The organism is Kribbella sp. NBC_01245, assembly GCF_036226525.1.
GTDB lineage: Bacteria > Actinomycetota > Actinomycetes > Propionibacteriales > Kribbellaceae > Kribbella.
In genome coordinates, this window is record NZ_CP108487.1 from 1,531,569 (window position 1) to 1,550,223 (window position 18,655).

At 67.8% G+C, this 18,655-nt stretch carries 17 protein-coding genes; 5 read left to right on the top strand and 12 right to left on the bottom strand.

The features are described from left to right. Positions 1 to 1,152 carry an RNA polymerase sigma factor gene (locus OG394_RS06660; protein WP_328994051.1) on the top strand — a complete coding sequence of 384 codons (1,152 nt, stop codon included), beginning with the start codon at positions 1 to 3 and terminating at the stop codon, positions 1,150 to 1,152. Here OG394_RS06660 and hrpA read toward each other — a convergent pair. The 7 genes from hrpA to OG394_RS06695 all read right to left on the bottom strand — a co-directional run bounded on the left by hrpA (position 1,138) and on the right by OG394_RS06695 (position 10,209). Beyond that, positions 1,138 to 5,301, bottom strand: coding sequence for an ATP-dependent RNA helicase HrpA (gene hrpA / locus OG394_RS06665; protein ID WP_328994052.1), 4,164 nt, complete (start codon positions 5,299 to 5,301; stop codon positions 1,138 to 1,140). The two genes, OG394_RS06660 and hrpA, sit on opposite strands and share 15 nt — an antisense overlap. Before the next feature lie 425 nt (positions 5,302 to 5,726). After that, positions 5,727 to 6,104, bottom strand: coding sequence for a hypothetical protein (locus OG394_RS06670; protein WP_328994054.1), 378 nt, complete (start codon positions 6,102 to 6,104; stop codon positions 5,727 to 5,729). Positions 6,105 to 6,171: 67 nt separating this feature from the next. Further along, complete coding sequence (locus tag OG394_RS06675; RefSeq protein ID WP_328994055.1) at positions 6,172 to 6,609, bottom strand: hypothetical protein; 438 nt, start codon at positions 6,607 to 6,609, stop codon at positions 6,172 to 6,174. A 110-nt stretch (positions 6,610 to 6,719) separates the two neighbouring features. Next, positions 6,720 to 7,109, bottom strand: a complete 390-nt coding sequence (locus OG394_RS06680; RefSeq protein ID WP_328994057.1) for a universal stress protein — start codon at positions 7,107 to 7,109, stop codon at positions 6,720 to 6,722. 57 nt (positions 7,110 to 7,166) lie between these two features. Further along, on the bottom strand, positions 7,167 to 8,729 hold the full coding sequence (locus tag OG394_RS06685) for a tripartite tricarboxylate transporter permease (protein WP_328994059.1): 1,563 nt from the start codon (positions 8,727 to 8,729) through the stop codon (positions 7,167 to 7,169). Next, positions 8,726 to 9,214 carry a tripartite tricarboxylate transporter TctB family protein gene (locus tag OG394_RS06690; RefSeq protein WP_328994061.1) on the bottom strand — a complete coding sequence of 163 codons (489 nt, stop codon included), beginning with the start codon at positions 9,212 to 9,214 and terminating at the stop codon, positions 8,726 to 8,728. Before OG394_RS06690 ends, OG394_RS06685 begins: the two co-directional genes overlap by 4 nt. Next, entirely contained in the window at positions 9,211 to 10,209 is a 999-nt protein-coding gene (locus OG394_RS06695; protein ID WP_328994062.1) for a Bug family tripartite tricarboxylate transporter substrate binding protein, read from the bottom strand. Before OG394_RS06695 ends, OG394_RS06690 begins: the two co-directional genes overlap by 4 nt. A gap of 109 nt (positions 10,210 to 10,318) precedes the next feature. Between OG394_RS06695 and OG394_RS06700 the strand changes: the two genes are divergently transcribed. The 3 genes from OG394_RS06700 to OG394_RS06710 are packed head-to-tail and all read left to right on the top strand — an operon-like array spanning position 10,319 to position 13,124. After that, positions 10,319 to 11,116 carry an IclR family transcriptional regulator gene (locus tag OG394_RS06700; protein WP_328994063.1) on the top strand — a complete coding sequence of 266 codons (798 nt, stop codon included), beginning with the start codon at positions 10,319 to 10,321 and terminating at the stop codon, positions 11,114 to 11,116. Further along, on the top strand, positions 11,094 to 12,320 hold the full coding sequence (locus OG394_RS06705; RefSeq protein WP_328994064.1) for a CaiB/BaiF CoA transferase family protein: 1,227 nt from the start codon (positions 11,094 to 11,096) through the stop codon (positions 12,318 to 12,320). The genes OG394_RS06700 and OG394_RS06705 overlap by 23 nt, the downstream gene beginning before the upstream one ends. 18 nt (positions 12,321 to 12,338) lie before the next feature. Continuing rightward, positions 12,339 to 13,124, top strand: a complete 786-nt coding sequence (locus tag OG394_RS06710; protein ID WP_328994065.1) for a citryl-CoA lyase — start codon at positions 12,339 to 12,341, stop codon at positions 13,122 to 13,124. On the opposite strand, the gene OG394_RS06715 is transcribed toward OG394_RS06710, so the two are convergent. Then, positions 13,121 to 13,558, bottom strand: a complete 438-nt coding sequence (locus OG394_RS06715; protein ID WP_328994066.1) for an SRPBCC family protein — start codon at positions 13,556 to 13,558, stop codon at positions 13,121 to 13,123. The genes OG394_RS06710 and OG394_RS06715 overlap by 4 nt on opposite strands. A gap of 125 nt (positions 13,559 to 13,683) precedes the next feature. Between OG394_RS06715 and OG394_RS06720 the strand changes: the two genes are divergently transcribed. Continuing rightward, positions 13,684 to 14,106 (top strand): CHRD domain-containing protein, encoded by a 423-nt coding sequence (locus OG394_RS06720; RefSeq protein ID WP_328994067.1) that lies wholly within the window; start codon positions 13,684 to 13,686, stop codon positions 14,104 to 14,106. Here OG394_RS06720 and OG394_RS06725 read toward each other — a convergent pair whose 3' ends face one another. The 4 genes from OG394_RS06725 to OG394_RS06740 form a co-directional block, all read right to left on the bottom strand. After that, positions 14,107 to 15,726: an AMP-binding protein gene (locus OG394_RS06725; protein ID WP_328994068.1), complete on the bottom strand. Its 1,620-nt coding sequence runs from the start codon at positions 15,724 to 15,726 to the stop codon at positions 14,107 to 14,109. Then, entirely contained in the window at positions 15,723 to 16,628 is a 906-nt protein-coding gene (locus OG394_RS06730; RefSeq protein WP_328994071.1) for an SDR family NAD(P)-dependent oxidoreductase, read from the bottom strand. Before OG394_RS06730 ends, OG394_RS06725 begins: the two co-directional genes overlap by 4 nt. Positions 16,629 to 16,687: 59 nt before the next feature. Next, positions 16,688 to 17,533, bottom strand: a complete 846-nt coding sequence (locus OG394_RS06735) for an alpha/beta fold hydrolase (protein WP_328994072.1) — start codon at positions 17,531 to 17,533, stop codon at positions 16,688 to 16,690. A gap of 101 nt (positions 17,534 to 17,634) precedes the next feature. Next, positions 17,635 to 18,591, bottom strand: coding sequence for a GlxA family transcriptional regulator (locus tag OG394_RS06740; protein ID WP_328994073.1), 957 nt, complete (start codon positions 18,589 to 18,591; stop codon positions 17,635 to 17,637). Between the last annotated feature and the right edge of the window lie 64 nt (positions 18,592 to 18,655).

The window sequence follows — 18,655 nt, forward strand, 5'->3', positions numbered from 1 at the left end:
ATGGTGGATGAGGCCCTGCTGCGGACCCTCACGCCCACGGTGATCGGGATCCTCGGCCGCCGCGGAGCCGACTTCGCGGCGGCCGAGGACGCCGTCCAGGACGCCTTGGTGGAAGCCGTGCGGGTGTGGCCGGACGATCCGCCGCGGGACCCCAAGGGCTGGTTGATCACGGTGGCCTGGCGCAAGTTCCTCGACGCCAACCGGGCCGAGGTCTCCCGGCGGAACCGCGAGGCGCGCGTCGAGGCGGAGCCCTTGCCCGGCCCGGGCGAGGTGGCCGACGACACGCTCCAGCTGTACTTCCTGTGCGCTCACCCGTCGCTGACGCCGGCGTCGGCCGTCGCGCTCACGCTGCGCGCGGTCGGCGGTCTGACCACGCGGCAGATCGCGCAGGCCTACCTCGTGCCGGAGGCGACGATGGCCCAGCGGATCAGCAGGGCCAAGCGGACCGTCTCCGAGGTCCGCTTCGACCAGGCCGGCGACGTCGCCACGGTGTTGCGCGTGCTCTACCTGGTCTTCAACGAGGGCTACTCCGGCGACGTCGACCTTGCCGCCGAGGCGATCCGCCTCACTCGCCAGCTGGCGGCGGCGATCGACCATGAGGAGGTCGCGGGCCTGCTCGCGCTCATGCTGCTCCACCACGCCCGGCGCCCGGCGCGGACACGTACAGACGGCAGTCTCGTGCCGCTTGCCGAGCAGGACCGCAGCCTGTGGGACACCCGGATGATCGCCGAGGGCGTCGACATCCTCCAGGCGGCCCTCGCCCGCGACCGGCTGGGCCAGTTCCAGGCCCAGGCCGCCATCGCCGCGCTGCACGCCGATGCCCAGACGGCCGAGGAGACCGACTGGGTGCAGATCGTCGAGTGGTACGACGAACTGGTCCGCCTCACGGACAGCCCGGTCGCCCGTCTCAATCGGGCCGTCGCGGTCTGCGAGGCCGACGGCGCGCGGTCCGGCCTGGCCGCCCTGGCGGAGCTCGACCCCGCCCTGCCGCGCTACACCGCCGTCGCGGCGTACCTCCACGAACGCGACGGCGACCTGGCGACCGCGGCACGCCTCTACAACGAAGCCACCCGATTGGCCTCCAGCCTCCCTGAAAGCAACCACCTCACCATCCAGGCGGCCCGCCTCAATGCGCAGCTAAGCGCTGGTTAGGGCCTTGCGGATGCGCTTTTCCGACACGGGGTAAGGCGTACCGAGGGTTTGGGCGAAGAGGCTGATGCGGAGTTCCTCCAGCATCCAGCGGATGTCGAGGAGCTCCGGGCTCGGGTATTTGCCGGCCGGTACAGCGTTGAGCCGGCGCTGGTATTCCTCGGTCAACGTGTGGACGAGGAACATCCCCGTACGGTCACGCGTCGCGTTGGCGCCGACCTTGTCGAGGCGTTGCTCGATGCCCTTCAGATAGCGGACCAGGTCGGGCAGCCGGTTGGCGCCCGCCTCGGTGACGAACCCGCGATGGACCAACCCGTTGAGTTGGCCGCGTACGTCGGTCAAGGCCTGCAGCAGCGCCGGACTTGCCGCACGCGAGATCTGCCGGTCGACCGCACGCGCGGATGCGAGCACGGTCTCGACCTGGCCGAGGATCGCCAGCACGGTGTCGGCCAGATCCGAACGTACGGCGTCACGCAGCCGGCCGAAGTCCTCGCGGTTCCACACGGGTGCGCCGTTGTCCCGCATCAGCTTGTCGACGGCGGCCGCGACGCAATCGTCGAGCAGGTCGCCGACGTTCTTGTGCGGGTTGTTCGTCAGCGTCATCTTCTGCTGATTGGTCAGGTTGCGCTGGACGACCTCGATCACCGACGGCATCGTGAGCAGCAGTAACTTGCGCAGCCCGAGCCACATCGACGCGGCCTGATCCCGCTCGGACTCCTGCAACCGGACGGCGACACTGTTGCCCTCGTCAACGAGCGCCGGAAACCCTGCCACCGTAAGGCCGCCGCGTTGCTCGGAGAAGCTCTGGGGGAGAGCGTCGATCGTCCAGTCGGTTAGGCCGCTGCGCTCCAGACCACTGATGGCCTTGGCGGCGACCTGGGAGATCGCGGCCTTGGTCTTCGGTTTGAGCCGCTCCTTCGACGCGCCCAGGTCTTTGCCCTCGGCAACCTTCTGGCGTTTCTCGTCGATCACCCGGAACGTCATCCGCAGGTGCTCGGGCACCCGCGCCCAGTCCCAGTCGTCGTCCTCGATCACCACGCCACGGAGGGCCCGCAGCTCGCGCGCGAGGACCTCGGTCAACGGGCCGGCGTGCGGGTCGAGGTTCGGCAGGACCTGGCGGGCGTGGTCCGGCGCGGGCACGATATTGCGCCGGATCTGCTTCGGCAACGACTTGATCAGCGCGGTGACGAGCTCTTCGCGCAGACCCGGGATCGACCACTCGAAACCGTCCGCGCTGACCTGGTTCAGCACCAGCAGCGGGATGTGCACGGTCACGCCGTCCGCATCCGTACCGGGCTCGAAGGCGTACGTGAGGTCGAAGACCATCCCGTTCTGCGTCCAGGTCGTCGGGAAGTCCTCCTCCTTGACCTCGGCGCCTTCGCGAACGACCAGGGACCGCTCGAAGTCCAGCAGATCGGCGTCCGCCTGCCGGGCCTCCTTCCACCAGGTGTCGAAGTGCCGCCCGGTGACGACGTCTGCCCCGATTCGCTCGTCGTAGAAGGCGAAAAGCGTCTCGTCGTCGACGAGCAGATCCCGGCGCCGGGTCCGCTCCTCGAGCTCCTCGACTTCTTCGATCAGCTTGCGGTTCTCGTGGAAGAACTTGTGCCTGGTGTCCCAGTCGCCCTCGACCAGTGCATGCCGGATGAACAGCTCGCGCGCGACGACCGGGTCGATCCGCCCGTAGTTGACCTTGCGCTGGGCAACGATCGGTACGCCGTACAGCGTGACCTTCTCGTACGCCATCACCGCGCCGGCCTTCCGCTCCCAGTGGGGCTCGGAGTACTGCCGTTTGACCAGGTGTACGGCGAGGTCCTCGGCCCACTCCGGCTCGATCCGCGCGTTCACCCGGGCCCACAGGCGCGAGGTCTCGACCAGCTCGGCGGCCATCACGAATTGCGGGGGTTTCTTGAACAGTGTCGACCCGGGGAAGACGGCGAACCGGGCGTTGCGGGCGCCGATGTACTGGTGCTGGTTGGCGGGGTCCTTCATCCCGATGTGCGAGAGCAGACCCGCCAGCAGCGAGACGTGCACGCGTTGGGGATCGGCCGGTGCGCCGGTGTTGAGGGTGACGCCGATCTGGGCCGCGACCTGGCGGAGCTGCGCGAAGATGTCCTGCCATTCGCGCACGCGCAGGTAGTTGAGGTACTCGCTCTTGCACAGCCGGCGGAACTGGTTGCCGGACAGCTCCTTCTGCTGTTCCTTCAGGTAGTTCCACAGGTTGAGGTACCCGAGGAAGTCCGAGTTCGGGTCGCGGAAGCGCGCGTGCTGCTGGGTGGCCTGCGCCTCAGCGTCGGTCGGGCGCTCGCGTGGATCCTGGATCGAGAGGCCGGCCGCGATCACCATCACCTCGCGCACGCAGCCGTTGCGGTGGGCCTCGATGACCATCCGGGCCAGGCGCGGGTCGAGCGGGATCTGCGCGAGCTGCTTGCCGACGGGGGTGAGGCGTTTGCGCGGGTCCTTCTGCGCCGGGTCGATCGCGCCGAGCTCGGTGAGCAACTGCAGGCCGTCGGTGATGCTGCGCTTGTCCGGCTCGTCGATGAACGGGAACTTCGCGATATCCCCGAGTCCGATCGACGTCATCTGCAGAATGACCGAGGCCAGGTTGGTGCGCAGGATCTCCGGATCGGTGAACTCGGGGCGTCCCTCGAAGTGCTCCTCGGAGTACAGCCGGATGCAGATGCCGTCGCTGGTCCGGCCGCAACGGCCCTTGCGCTGATTCGCACTGGCCTGCGAGACGGCCTCAATCGGGAGGTGCTGGACCTTGGTTCGATGGGAGTACCGGCTGATGCGCGCCGTACCGGGGTCGATCACGTACTTGATGCCCGGCACGGTGAGCGAGGTCTCGGCAACGTTCGTGGCGAGCACGATCCGGCGGCCGGGATGCGACTGGAAGACCCGGTTCTGCTCGGCGTTCGACAGGCGGGCGTAGAGCGGCAGCACCTCGGTATTGCGCGGGTTGTGATCGCGCAACGCGTCGGCCGTATCGCGGATCTCGCGCTCGCCGCTGAGGAAGACGAGGACGTCGCCGTCCGGTTCGAGGGCGAGCTCGTCGACCGCGTCGATGATCGCCTGGGTCTGGTCGCGGTCGATCGTGGACGGGTCGTCGGGGTCGTTGATCGGGCGATAGCGGACCTCAACCGGGTACGTCCGGCCGGACACCTCGACGATCGGTGCGGGTTTACCGTTCGTGTCGGCGAAGTGCTCGGCGAACCGCTCGGGGTCGATCGTCGCCGAGGTGATGATCACCTTGAGGTCGGGACGGCGGGGGAGCAGTTGCTTGAGGTAGCCGAGGATGAAGTCGATGTTGAGACTGCGCTCGTGCGCCTCGTCGATAATGAGGGTGTCGTAGCGGCTCAGCTCGCGGTCGCGCTGGAGCTCCGCGAGCAGGATGCCGTCGGTCATCAGCTTGATCAGGGATCGCTCGGACACCTTGTCGGTGAACCTGATCGCGAAGCCGACGGTATCGCCGAGTTCGGTGCCGAGCTCGGACGCGATTCGGTCCGCGACGGTCCGGGCGGCGAGGCGGCGCGGCTGGGTGTGGCCGATGTAGCCCTCGACGCCGCGACCGAGCTCGAGGCAGATCTTCGGGATCTGGGTGGTCTTGCCCGAACCGGTCTCGCCGGCGACCACCACGACCTGGTGGTCCCGAATGGCTTTGGCGATCTCGTCCTTGAGCTGGCTGACCGGGAGCTGCTCCGGATAGGTGATTTCCGGTACGGCGCTCCGCCGGTTCTCGACGCGCTGCTCAGCTTGCGCAAACGCCGTCTCCAGCTCCGCCAGCGCCTTCCCCCGCTTACCCGCCTCCCGAATCCCCCGCACCCGCTCAAGCCGCCGCCCCAACTGCTCCGCGTCGTACCGCGTCAAGGTGCCAAGCCGCTTGGCCAACTCCCCCAAACCCACACCCTCCCCGCTACCCTCACCGCCGCCGGCCTTGCTCGCGGTGTCGGCGCCTTCGCCCGCGGCGGCCGCGGTCGTCGGTGCGGTGTCGGCGGGCTGTGTGCCGGGCTTTTTGGTGGGCCTCCGGCGGCGCTGGTTCCGCCGGCGCGACGGCTGCTCCCCGGCCGGTGCGGAAGCGCGACCGCCATCGGTCGACGCGGAAGCGGCTACGGAGGGCTGGTGGTCGTTCGGCGATTCGATCCGGGCATCAGGCATGGCACCCCAAGGATAGGTGCCCCCCGCCGCCCCCACACCCGAGTTTCCCCCACGCCCACCCACCCCGACACGCCAGGCGAACCCTGTATCCCGTTCATCGGGCCCTTGTGACGCGGCGTGTCGGCGTTCATCGGACTCTTGTGACCAGCGCGCGCGGACTTTTGCGGCAATCCGCCAGACACCTGCACGTTGGCATTCATCGGTCCGAATCCGCCCTCTCCTGGGTGCAGACCTGTACAGGTGCGCGGTGGTCAGAAGGCGGATTCGGACCGATGAATGCAACGTGCGGTAGGCGGTCGCCGTCGGTCAGAAGGGACCGATGAACGCCGACACGCCGCGTCACAAGGGTCCGATGAACGGGATACAGACGCGCCGAGGCCGGGGCGCGGGGGCGGGGCGGGGCGGGGCGGGGCGGGGGGGAGGAGTTACCCGGTGCAGGTGGGGCAGGGGATCCAGCCGATTTCTTGTTCGTAGATGTTCGGGTCGCCGACGTACTTGTAGGTGACCTTTACCCAGACGTAGTTGCCCCTGCGGTCATTGGGCTTCGGCATCCACGGTGCGCTGACCTTGATGCTGTGATTGCCGACCTTGACGCTGCCCTGTGAGTACGCCCACCACTCGGCGTTCACGTACATGTCCAGACGCCAGCTCGCCGGGGTCTGGCAGACGCCGGTGACCGTCACGGTTCCGCTGCGGCCTGCGGTGGATGAACTCCATTTGCCGCTGGTGGTACCGCAGAAGATCTCCGTCGTGCCGGCGTTTGCGCTCGCCGGGGCAATCGCCAGCAACAATCCGAGTGACATTGCAAGTACGAGCAATTTCCTTGACATTCCCGCCATGGCCATGCCTTTCATTCCGTCGGGTCGGCTATCAGAAGGGGGAGGCGATGGGCCAGCAAAGCTTCTTGTCCTTCTTGGATCCGTACGGGATCTTCAACTCGGCGTGCGCGATGATGCAGGCGTATTCTGGCCGGCTCGGGGGCACGGACGGAACGATGACGGTCTTCACGTAGCTGGTCGCCTTGGTGCCGAGCCACTGGGAAAAATAGCTATGGTTCGTGGTCGTGTTGATCACGTCCAGGTTGTAGATCTTCGACTCGTTGGTGCCGCCACAGCCCATGCTGGTCGTGGTCACCCACCAGCCGCCCGTCTGGTCGTTGTCGAAGTACTTCGAGATGATTATTTCCTTGCAAGTCGGCACGGCCGCCGTGGCAGTCGGCGCTGTGGCCTGCGCTGGTGGCGCGACCAGGGCGCTGGCGCCAAAGGCCAGTGCGACAAGCGGGAGAAATTTGTGGAATCGAGCAGACATCGCAACATCTCCTAACGAATTCGTCCGGAGAAACCCTCCGAGAATTCGACGCTAGAAGCATGCCGCGGCTCAGACCACGGACAATCCGTACATTTCACCCATACAAGTCGTCAGGCTTTGACGGCCAGGACCGGAATCGGCGATTCGAGCAGGACGCGTTGGGCCGTGCTGCCGAGAATGAGTTTTCCGACCGGCGTACGGCGGCGCAGGCCGATTACGATGAGGTCGGCGTTTTCGGCGACGGCCGCGCTGAGTAATTCGGCCGCGATATCGCCACTGCCGACGCCGTGGCGGATGGTGACTTCGACGCCTCGTTCGCGCAGGCCGGCTTCGGCGGCGTCGAGCTCGGCCTGGTTGGCGTAGCGCTCGTCGACGTACGCGTCGCCGCGGCTGGTGTTGACCAGCACGATCGAGGCGGAGCGCAAGACCGCCTCGGTCGCCGCGGCCTCGAGAGCGGCTTCGCCCTCGGGCGTAGGTACGTAGCCGACCAGGATCTTCATCTCCACTCCATCCCATTCACGTCCCAAAGGAAACCAGCGGGGTGTTTCGGCCGCATGTCAGTCGTCCTCCCCGAAGGTGAGGCGATCGCGGGTCGGCTCGGTGCCGCGGAGCTTCGCGATGATGCGCGGCAGGTACGGCACGAAGAGCGCCAGCACGGTCAGCACGATGATCACCGCACTGAGTGGACGGGTGAGGAAGACGCTCAGGTCGCCGTTCGAGATGACCAGTGAACGGCGGAACTGCTCCTCCATCGTCGGCCCCAGGATCACGCCGAGAATGACCGGCGCGATCGGGAAGTCGAGCTTGCGCATGAAGAACCCGGCCCCACCGATGAGCAGTGCCATCAGCACCTCGTACCCGCTGCCGGACAGCGAGTAGACGCCAAGGCAGGCGAAGACGAGGATCCCGGCGTACAGCAGCGGCCTCGGTACTTTGAGCACCTGGACCCAGATCTGGATCAGCGGCAGGTTCATGATCAACAGGATCAGGTTGCCGACGTACAGCGAGGCGATCAGCGTCCAGACGAGCGTGCCCTGGTCCTCGAACAGCTGCGGCCCGGGCTGCACGTTGAAGATCTGGAACGCCGCCAGCATCACCGCGGCCGTCGCCGAAGTCGGCAGACCGAGCGTCAGCAACGGCACCAGGACGCCGGAGAACGACGCGTTGTTCGCGGCCTCGGGCCCGGCCACACCCTCGATCGCGCCATCGCCGAACTCGTCCGGGTGCTTCCGTCCGGCTTTGCGAGCCCGGCGCTTCTCGATCGAGTACGACAGGAACGTCGGCACCTCGGCACCACCCGACGGAATCGCGCCGAACGGGAAACCCAGCGCGGTGCCGCGCAACCAGGGCGCCCACGAACGCGCCCAGTCGGACCGGCTCAGGTATCCCGACCGCAGCCGGCCCTTCTCCAGCGGCGCGACCCGGTCCGGCGTACCGCGGAGTTTGGACGCCACGTGCAAGGTCTCACCGATCGCGAACAGGCCGACGATCACGATCACCACGTCGATGCCGTCGAGCAGCCGCAAGGTGCCGAAGGTGTAGCGCGGCGCGCCGGAGAGCCCGTCGAGACCGACCAACCCGATGAACAGGCCGACCGTCAACGACAACAGACCGCGCACGAGCGAATGCCCGACCAGCGCGGTGACCGCCACCATCGCCAGCAGCGTGATCGCGAAGTAGTCGGTCGACTGGAACTGCCCGGCCAGATTGCCGATCGGCTTCGCGACGAAGGTCAGCAAGACCGTCGAGATCGTACCGGCGATGAACGAGCCGATCGCGGCTGTCGCGAGGGCCGCCCGGGCTCGACCTCTGAGGGCCATCTTGTGCCCCTCGATGGCGGTCGCGACCGAGGACGATTCGCCCGGGGTGTTGATCAGGATCGAGGTGGTCGAGCCGCCGTACATCGCGCCGTAGTAGATGCCGGCGAACATGATGAACGCGCCGATCGGGTCCGAGAAGTTGAACGTGATCGGCAGCAGCAGCGCGATCGTCAGCGCTGGGCCGATCCCCGGCAGGATGCCGACGATCATGCCGAGCGTCACGCCGAGAACAGCCCAGAGCAGGTTCATCGGGGCGAGCACGGTACCGAAGCCGTGCAGGAGATCTCCGAAGACGGTCACAGGCCCAGCACCCCTTCCGGCAAGGAGATGTCCAGGAACTGGGTGAAGGCGATATAGACCAGCACAGACAGTACGACGGCCACGATCGCGTCGCGCCACGTGTTGCGGCTACCGAGCACTCTGGCCGCTCCGAAGAACAGCAGCAGGGTGGCGATGATGTAGCCGAGTGGTACGACCAGGAAGGCGTAGAGCACGAGCAGTACGGCGATCGCGACCGGCTCGAACCACGTCCGGCCGTGATCGGTCCGCGCACCTCGGGGCGATCGCAGGCCTTCGACCAGGTAGCCCAGCGACAGCAAGACCCACGCGGACGTGACGATCAACGGAAAGAACCGCGGCCCGGCCGGATCGAGACCCTTCGGACTACGGATGTCGAAGACGCCAACCAGAAAGGTCACACTCAGCACCACCAGCACAATGGCAGCGATGATCCTGACCAGTCTCGACGCTTCGACGTCGGGGGAAGTCTCCTCGGCAGTGGTCATACGATGCCCAACTCCCTCAGCAGCGCCTGCACCCGGGTGGTCTCCTCCGCGATGAACGCCGTCGCTTCGTCACCCGTACGCCAGAAGTCGGTCCAGCCCTGCTTCTTGCGGATCTCGGCCCAGGCCGGGGTGTCGTGGGCCTTCGAGACGAACTCGATCAACCGCTGGCGGTCGGCGTCCGGGATGTCCGGGGGAGCGACGATGGCTCGCCAGTTGAGCACCTCCGCGTCGTACCCCTCGGACTTCAGCGTCGGAAGGGTCTTGCCGGCCATGGTCACCGGCTCGGTACCAGTGGTGGCGAGGACGCGCATCTTGCCGGCGGCGATCTGCTCCTCGAACTCGCTCACGCCGGAGATGCCGACCGTGACGTCACCCGAGAGGATCGCGGCCGTGGCCTCGCCGCCACCGGAATAGCTGATGTACTTCACCTTCGACGGGTCGGCGCCCGCGGCCTTGACGAGTGTGCCGGCGACGATGTGGTCGGTGCCGCCGATGGTGCCGCCGCCCCAGCTGACCGAGGTCGGATCCGCCTGGTACTTCGCGACCAGGTCCTTCAGCGTCTTGATCGGCGAATCGGCCTTCACGACCAGCACCTCCTGCTCGGCGGTGATAGTCGCGATCGGAGTCGTATCGGTGAGCGTGATCTGCGATTCGTTCAGCGTCAGCGCGCCGACCATGACCAGACCCGTGATCATCAACGTGTGCGGGTCTTTGCGGTTCTTCGTGACCAGCTTCGAGATGCCGACCGCACCACCCGCACCGGTCACGTTCACGACCGAAATAGAGCGATCAGGCAACAAATCGTCGTCCTGGATGACATGCTGGAGTTGTCGCGCCGTCAGGTCCCAGCCACCGCCTGGTGCGGCCGGCACCATGATCTCGACATTCCGCGACGGGAAGGGGCCCGCCACACTGCCGCCCTCGAGCGCCGAGCAGCCGCTCAGCATCAGACTCCCGGCGATCAAGCCGACTACTGCCCTAGGTCGTAAGGGCATGGTCACCTCCCGATAGGTCTGGCTGGGACGGTAGCAGCATTCCATCTAGAGGACTAGTGGTACCACTAGGCGGACTGGCGCGTTATCCTCGTCGCCAGGAGGTGGCGGAATGACGGATGGCGACTTCACGCCGGATGGCGGCCAGGGTGGCGTGCGCAGTGTGCATCGGGCCCTCGATCTGCTGGAGCGGTTCGACGACGAGCACCCGGTCTGGACCCTGGCGGAGCTGACCCAGGCAAGCGGGCTGCCGAAGACGACCGTGCTGCGACTGGTGATGACGCTCGAGCAGCGTGGACTCGTGGTGGCGATCGGCCCCGGGCGTTTCGCGATCGGGCCGGGCTTCCTTCGTTGGTCCCGGTTGAGCAGCGCCAGCATGGAGGTGCCGCCGACGGTCCGCGCGGCGATGGGCCGGTTAGCCGAGGAGACGGGCGAGACGGTCAACCTCTACATCCGCGTCGGGCGTTCGCGGGTCTGCCTGGCGCAAAGCCCGGGCACGTTGAGCGTGCGCCACACCATCGGCGTCGGCGTGGCCCTTCCGTTGTGGGGAGGTGCCGCGTCCGCCGTACTGCTGAGTGATCCGCCGCTGCTCGTGCCCGGTCCGACCGTGGTGGACGAGATCGCCGCCGAGTCTCCGCACGGCGAGGCGTACGCCGATCACCTCCGGGCCGCCGCGGCGCGAGTGGTCGAGCGCGGATACGCCGTCACGCATGGCGAACGCGAGCTCGGCGCCTCCGGCGTGTCCGCGCCCGTACGGCGTGCCGACGGCCGCGTGGTTGCCGCGGTGGGCGTGGGTGGTCCCACGACGCGGTTCAGCGATGACCGGCTGCCGGCGTACGTCGATGCCGTCAAACGTTGTGCGCGACTGATTTCGTCGAGTGGCTGGAGTGGATTCAGTGCCGCTGCCTGACGCGGATCTGCTCAATGGCGTGCGGGTGCTCGACCTGACGAATGTGCTGGCCGGGCCCTTTGCGGGGTATCAACTCGCCCTGATGGGTGCCGACGTGGTGAAGGTCGAGGTGCCGTTGACCGGTGACCTCGCGCGGAACCTCGGCGCCTCGCCTGAGCTGTCTGCTAAAGGCCTGGGTATCTCGTTCCTGGCGCAGAATTCGGCCAAGCGGTCGCTGACGGTCGACCTCAAAACGCCTGCGGGTAAAGAGGTGTTGACCAGGTTGGTGGCCGGGGCCGACGTACTGCTGGAGAACTTCCGGCCTGGCGTGCTCGAGCGGTTGGGGTTCGGGCCGGAGCGGCTGCGTGAGATCAACCCGGGGCTGGTCTATTGCGCGGTGTCGGGATTCGGGCAGACCGGGCCGATGCGCGCGCGGCCGGCGTACGACCAGATCATCCAGGGTTTGTCCGGGATCATGGCCGTGACGGGGATGCCCGACACGTCGCCGACTCGGACCGGCTTCCCGATCTGCGACACGCTTGGTGGGTATGCGGCCGCCTTTGCGATCTCGGCGGCGCTGGTGAAGAAGGCGCGTACGGGGGTCGGGTCGTACCTGGATGTCTCGATGCTGGAGACGGCGGTCGCGGCGATGGGATGGGTGGTGTCGGACTACCTCGTCGGTGGGCGGACGCCGCGGGCGATGGGCAACGAGAACGTGACTTCGGCGCCGTCGGGGACGTTCGAGACGGCTGCTGGTCAGCTGAATATCGCGGCGAACAAGCAGGAGCAGTTCGTCACGTTGTGCCGGGTGCTGGATCGGCTTTCGCTGGTGGCGGATCCGCGCTTTGCCACTCGCGAGGCGCGGAAGGCCAACCGGGTGGAGTTGAAGGCCGAGTTGGAGACGACGCTGCGGACGCGTACGGCGGTCGAGTGGGACGAGTTGCTCGCGACCAGTGGGGTGCCGGTGGCGCCGGTGCTGACGCTGGAGGAATCGCTTGGGCTGCGGCAATTGGCAGAGCGGGAACTGCTGCACGACGTACCGATGCCTCAGGGTGCTGCCGCGGAGTCGTTGCGGGTATTGGGGAGCAGCGTGCATATCGATGGGCGCGCGATCGGGCCGGCGGGTGGGCCGCCGGGGTTGGGGGAGCACACCGATGAGGTGCTTGCCGATGCCGGCTACACGCCTGATGAGATCGCCGCGCTGCACGAGGCGGGCGTCGTATGACGGAGGAGGTGGTGGGTTGTGACCGAGGCTGAGGACTGGTGGTCGACGGGTATCTCCGATATCTCGCCGGGCACGATTCGCTTGCGGGGTTATGCGATCGAGGACCTGATCGGGTCGGTGTCGTACGCCCAGATGGTCTGGCTGATGACGCGTGGTTCCCTGCCGTCGGCGGCCGAGGCGGCTCTGCTCGAACTGACCTTGGTAGCGGCCGTGGATCATGGCCCGCAAGCGCCTTCGATTGCTGCCGCCCGGATGGCCGCGTCGTGCGGGCTCGACCTCAACAACGCGATGGCAACGGGCGTGAACCTGCTGGGCGACGTTCACGGTGGTGCCGGTCAGCAGTGCATGGAAGTGCTTCGCTTGTTGGTCGACTCGGCGCTGTCGCCGGCCGAGGCGGCTGCGGAGTTGGTTGCCTCGTACAAGGAGCGACGGGCCTACGTACCGGGATTCGGGCACCGCTTCCATCCGCGTGACCCGCGTCGGGATCCGCTCATGAACGCCGTCGCGGAGGCTGTTGCCGAAGGCACCGTTTCTGGCCGGTACGTCGAGGCGGCCCTTGCGCTCGAGGCAGTACTGGCCGGGGGAGCGAAGCCCGTTCCGATGAACATCGACGGCGCCACCGCCACCATCTATTGCGAACTCGGCTTTGCCCCGGAGTTGGGCCGCGGTCTCTTCGTCCTATCCCGCTCAGTCGGCCTTCTGGCGCACGCCTGGGAACAGCAGAACGAGCCGACCCGCATCAAAGGCCCGCTGCCACGCTCCGCCAACCCCACCTACACCGGGCCTCCACCTCGCACCCTCTAACGTGATTCGAGGAGGGATTTGAGGCGGGCTAGGTCCTTGGCGTTGGCCCGACGCATCGCTGCCGCCATGACGGGTGCGGCGATCGAGGCGAAACCGGACGGCTCGCCTCGGTTGCGAAGGCTCATGTAGGTGCCGCTGCCCTCGGCCATCCACTCGTAACTGGTCTCCATCGGGAACGGGCCCTGGGCGGTCCGCATCACGAGTCGCTGCGACGCGATCAGCTCGACGATCTCGTAGGTATAGGCCAGCCGCCGGCCGAGGAAGTGCGCGACGAAGGCAATCCGGGAGCCGACCGTCGCCGGTGGCGGCGTCTCCCACACCACGGACTCGATGTTGGTGTACCAGTTGGGCGCATTCGACGGGTCGCCCGCATACCCGGAGACCACGTCTACGGGCCGGTCGATGACGATCTCGGTCAGGACGTCGACGCTCACGGAGCACCACCCCTTCATTGCCAGCATAGGCCGCGAGGGCGCGCTTGGTTGAGGGCTCAGCTATGGCGTTGGGCGGCGTGGCGGCGTAGAACGGCGGGTATCGGATACTTCTTTGGGAGGGGATCATGTCCAATCGTTCCGCCATCGCCACGGCAAGCGCGGTGCTCGCGATCGCCACATTCGGGCTACCCGCCGCGACCGCGGCACCCGCAATCCCGCTGAGCGGTGGCCAGGAGACTGCCGCGGCAGATACCGACGGGCACGGGTTCTTCACGTACTCCATCGACGGTACGACGTTCTGCTGGACCCTCAGCTGGCAGGACATCCAGGCGCCCACCGCGGCCCACGTGCATGTCGGGGCGCGGCACGTCGCCGGGCCGGTCGTCATTCCTCTGGATGCCGACGGACTGCCCGGGCCTGACATGGCCGGTTGCGTCACGATCAGCGCCGCACTTGCCAGCGCGATCACGGCGGACCCGGGCGACTACTACGCCAACGTGCACAACACCACGTTCCCAGCAGGCGCGATCAGGGGCCAGCTCAAATAACTAGGTCGGCAGTTTGTTGCGGAGGACTTTGCCGGTGGCGTTGCGGGGGAGTTCGTCGACCAGCACGACCTGGCGTGGGGTTTTGAAGCGGGCCAGATTGGTGCGGACGTACTCGCGGAGGGCGTCGGGGTCGGCGGGACGGCCGGGGGTGGGTACGACGTAGGCGATCAGGCGTTGGCCGAACTCCTCGTCGTCCACTCCGACCACGGCGACATCCGCGACGGCGGGATGGGCGGCGAGGCAGTTCTCGACTTCGACGGGGTAGACGTTCTCGCCGCCGGACACGATCATGTCGTCCTCGCGCCCATCCACGAACAGGCGGCCCTCGACGTCGAGATGACCCAGGTCGCCGGTGCTCATCCGGCCGTCGACAACGGTTTTGCTGCCGCCGCCGAGGTAACCGCCGAAGACCAGGCCGCCGCCGGCGAAGATGCGCCCGGTCTCGCCGGCGGGTAGCGGCCGGTCGTACTGGTCGAGGATGACGACCGAGCTGCCGAGGCATGGCCGTCCGACCGTCCCGGGCGCGGCCTTGAGGTCGGCCGGACCGGCCAGGGTGGCGATGCCGATCTCGCTCGAGCCGTACGCGTCGCAGAGGATCGCGCCGTAGCGGGCCATGAAGCGCTCGGCGAGGGCCGGGCTCAACGCGGATGCGCCGGAAACGACTGCCCGCAAGGAGGTCAGGTCGTACTTGGCGACCTCGTCGGCGGGTAGCTCGAGCATGCGTTGCAGCATCACCGGCACGGCGACGATCGACCCGGCCCGGTGTCTCTCGACCGCGGCCAGGGCGACGGCCGGGTCGAACCTGCGCATGAGAACGAGTGGTGAACCGAGGAACAGCGCGAGCATCGCGGTGAGCAGCCCGAGCCCATGGAACAACGGCGGGCAGATTAGCGCCGGCTCACCCGCGCGCAGGCCGACGCGTCGCAGCACTGTGCCGGTCAAACCACTCAGCGACGCGGCGGTCGGCACTCGCGGCGCAGCCTTGGGCGTGCCGGTCGTGCCGGAAGTGAGGATGACGATTCGCCCGGGATGGTCTGGCGCGGCCGGCTCGGGCCAGTTGCCCGCCGCGAGGCGATCCAGCGAGGCGGCGCCGGTGTCGTCGTCGTGCCACGCGAGCAGTCGGCGGACACCGCGGCCGCTCTCCTCGACGAGCGGGACGAACTCCTGGTCGAGGATCAGCAGGTCTGGGTCGTTGCGCTTCAGCAACTCGTCCAGCTGGGGAGCGGCAAGGCCGGTGTTGAGGAAATAGACGTCCGCGCCGAGGCGGCCGGCCGCGAGCGTCGCCTCGAGAAAACCCTTGTGATTGCGGCAAAGCACGGCCACCTTGCTGCCCGCGCCGATGCCGAACGACGCGGCCAGTCCCGCGGCCTGGGCGGCACACCGCCGATCGAGCTGCCGGTACGTGATGGTGCCGAGGTCGTCGATCACCGCCGGCCGATCCGGGAAGCGGATCGCGGCCACCGCGCCCAGCGTCGCGACGGACTGGCCGAACTGGTGCAACGTACGCCCGATCGGCATCAGCTGACCCGGCCCGGCGGCACGCCACACGCCCGAGCGCAGCAGCGAGGCCGGTATCGCGCAGGCCTCGGCCGCCGTACGGAGCCGGTTGGTCAGCTTCACCGAGGCGACCCCGGTGTGTTGTCCCCGGGCTTGGGTTTTGGCTCGGTCCGGCGGTAGTACTGCCGGAAGAGCCGGTCGGTCGGCGTGCGGAACAGGTCGCCTATCGCGCCGGCCGGGCGGACCCAGGCCGCCACGAGGTGGTGCGGCCGCTTGGCGACGGCTGCGCAGACCTGGTTCGCCGCCTGCTCGGGGGTGAGCCCGGGCAGGTTCTTCAACTCGGTGGTCGGCTCGCTCATCCGGGTGTGCACGAGGCCCATGTACACCGTGGAGACGGTGACGCCGTCGTCGCGAATCTCCTGCGCGACGCTGCGCAGCCAGATGTCGAAGGCGCCCTTCGACGCGAGGTACGCCGACCAGCGGGCCATCGGTGGGGTCCGCACGCCGGCGGTCGAGATGTTCACGATGTGGCCGGATCCGCGCTCGCGCATGGACGGCAACAACTCCAGCACCAGCTTGGCCGGGCCGAGGTAGTTGATCGCGTTCGTGCGCTCGATGTCGTGGAAGCGCTGGTACGAGTCGGCGATCGACCGGCGGATCGACTTGCCCGCGTTGCTGACGAGCACGTCGACGTGGCCATGGTCGTGCAGCACGCGTCGTACCAGCTCCTCGATGGCGTGCGGATCGGTGAGGTCGGCCGGATAGCTGTACGCCGAGCCGCCGGCCTGGTTGATGCCGTCGGCAACGAGTTGCAGTTGGTCCGCCGTCCGGGCGACGAGCAGCACCGTCGCACCGGCTCCGGCCAATCGCCGCGCGGTCGCCTCGCCGATCCCGAACGACGCGCCCGTGACCAGCACGACCTGGCCGCGGACGGCGTGAGCGAGGCGGTCGGGGGAGAGCCGGACCCGCCCGTTCGCCAGGGCGACGAGCAAAGGCCAGCCGGGACGGCGTTTCCTGGGCTCCATGATCGGATATTACCGGCAGGTAGCCATTGGCGGTAGGACCCGTTCAGTCTTTGGTCCATTCACACCATCGCTCCCACCTCGGTCTCGGCTGCCGCGCCGCGCGACGAGGCCGCGACAGCTTCCATCACCCGATCGAGCCACTCCGAGATGAGCCAGTCGAACAAGGCCGGCTGCTCGAACTGCAGGTTGTGCCCGGCGCGGTCGAGCACGACGAACGACGCACGCGGGTAATGCGGAAGCAGATCGTACTGCTCGGCGTAGCCGACGGACGCGTCCTGTCTGCCAGTCAAGACGAGGGTCGGCCGCGGGTAGACCGGACCGGACTCGGGCTGCACCGCGAGCACCCAGTCGCGCCGGATGACCGCGAGCCGATCCTGGTCGGCGGCGGCCAGACCGGGAACGACGTCCGACCTGAATCTGCGCAGGGTTTCGGGCGATTGCACGACCGCGAGCTCGGCGAATTCGGCGGCCTCGGCCGGATCGAGGGAGGCGAGCAACGCCGGATCGGCGCGGATCACCTGGTGCTCGGGCACTATTCGGTCGGCATAGTCCAGGTTCTTCCCGACCGGACAGATCAGCGCCAGCCCGAGGATCTGCTCGGGCCGGCGAGCCACGAGGCTGCGCGCGAGCAATCCGCCGAACGATTCGCCGATCAGGAGGAACGGCTCCGAGCCGATCTGCTCGTCGATGAAGGCCAGCACGGCGGTGAGGATGTCTTCGGCGCTGTAGGCGTGATAGCCCGGGCTCTGGCCCATGGCCGGGAGGTCGGGGTAATACCGCCGATAGCCGGGACGCTCAGCGAAAATCGGCTCCAGACAGCCGGTCATCAGCCGGTGGTCCGGCGTCCAGCCGTGCAGCGCCAGCACCGGGGTGCCCTCGCCGTACGCCACGAAATGCAGGGTCATGCGGTCTCTCCTCAACCAGTCTTGCGATGGCCAAAGAACTATCAGGCCCCGCCGACAGTTTCCGTTCCACCCGCTCGACCGTCCGCAGATGAGCCCGCTTTTCAGCCGGCGCGGAAGGTTTTGCGGTAGGCCAGCGGGGAGACGCCGAGCTCGGTGCGGAGGTGGTGTCGCAGCGACGCCGCCGTACCGAGGCCGGCCTCCTGTGCGACCCGGTCGACCGGCAGCGCGGTCGTCTCCAGCAGATGGCACGCGTGCCGCACGCGCTGTTGCAGAAGCCAGGCGCCAGGGGAGAGGCCCGTCTCGGCCTTGAAGCGACGGCTGAACGTCCGCACGCTCATCCGCGCATGGTCTGCGAGTGTCGCGAGATCGAGCTCGGTTTGGAGGCGCTCGATCGCCCAGGCTCGCGTCGGCGCCGTACCGTCGGAACCCTCCTCCGGCACGTTGCGGTCGATGAATTGGGACTGCCCGCCTTCACGCCAGGGCGGTACGACGCAGTGCCGCGCGGCCCGGTTCGCCACCTCGCTGCCATAGTCGATCCGGGCGAGGTGCAGGCAGAGGTCGACGCCCGCGGATAGCCCGGCCGAGGTGATGAGGTCGCCGTCGTCGAGGAACAGCTGGTTCTCGTTGAGTAGGACCTTCGGATAGAGCGCGCGGAATTGGTCGACGTAGCGCCAATGTGTGGTGACGGGCCGCCCGTCCAGCAGGCCGGCCGCCGCTAGCGCGAAGGCGCCCGTACAGATGGAGGCGATGCGCGTGCCCGGCCGGATCCTCGCGAAGGCGGCCGCGAGCTCGTCCGGCAACGTTCCCTCATACCGCGGCCCGTGGATGCGCGTGCCGGGCACGATCACGGTGTCGGCCTCGGCGAGGATCTCCGGACCGTAGTCCGGCACGATCGTGAACCCGAGGCTCGCGCGGACCGGGCCGTCGTCGAGCCCGCAGACCTTTACGTCGTACAGCGGCGTGCCGTCGGCGAGGGTCGCGGCGCCGAGCACGGTCGGCGGAATGGTCATGTCGTAGCCGACGACTGGTGCCAGGGCGAGAACGGCAACCTGATGCATGGCCATATCTTGACACATGTTGGCGGTCTGGCCACTCGTTCCGTTGATCGCCAGACCGCAGAAT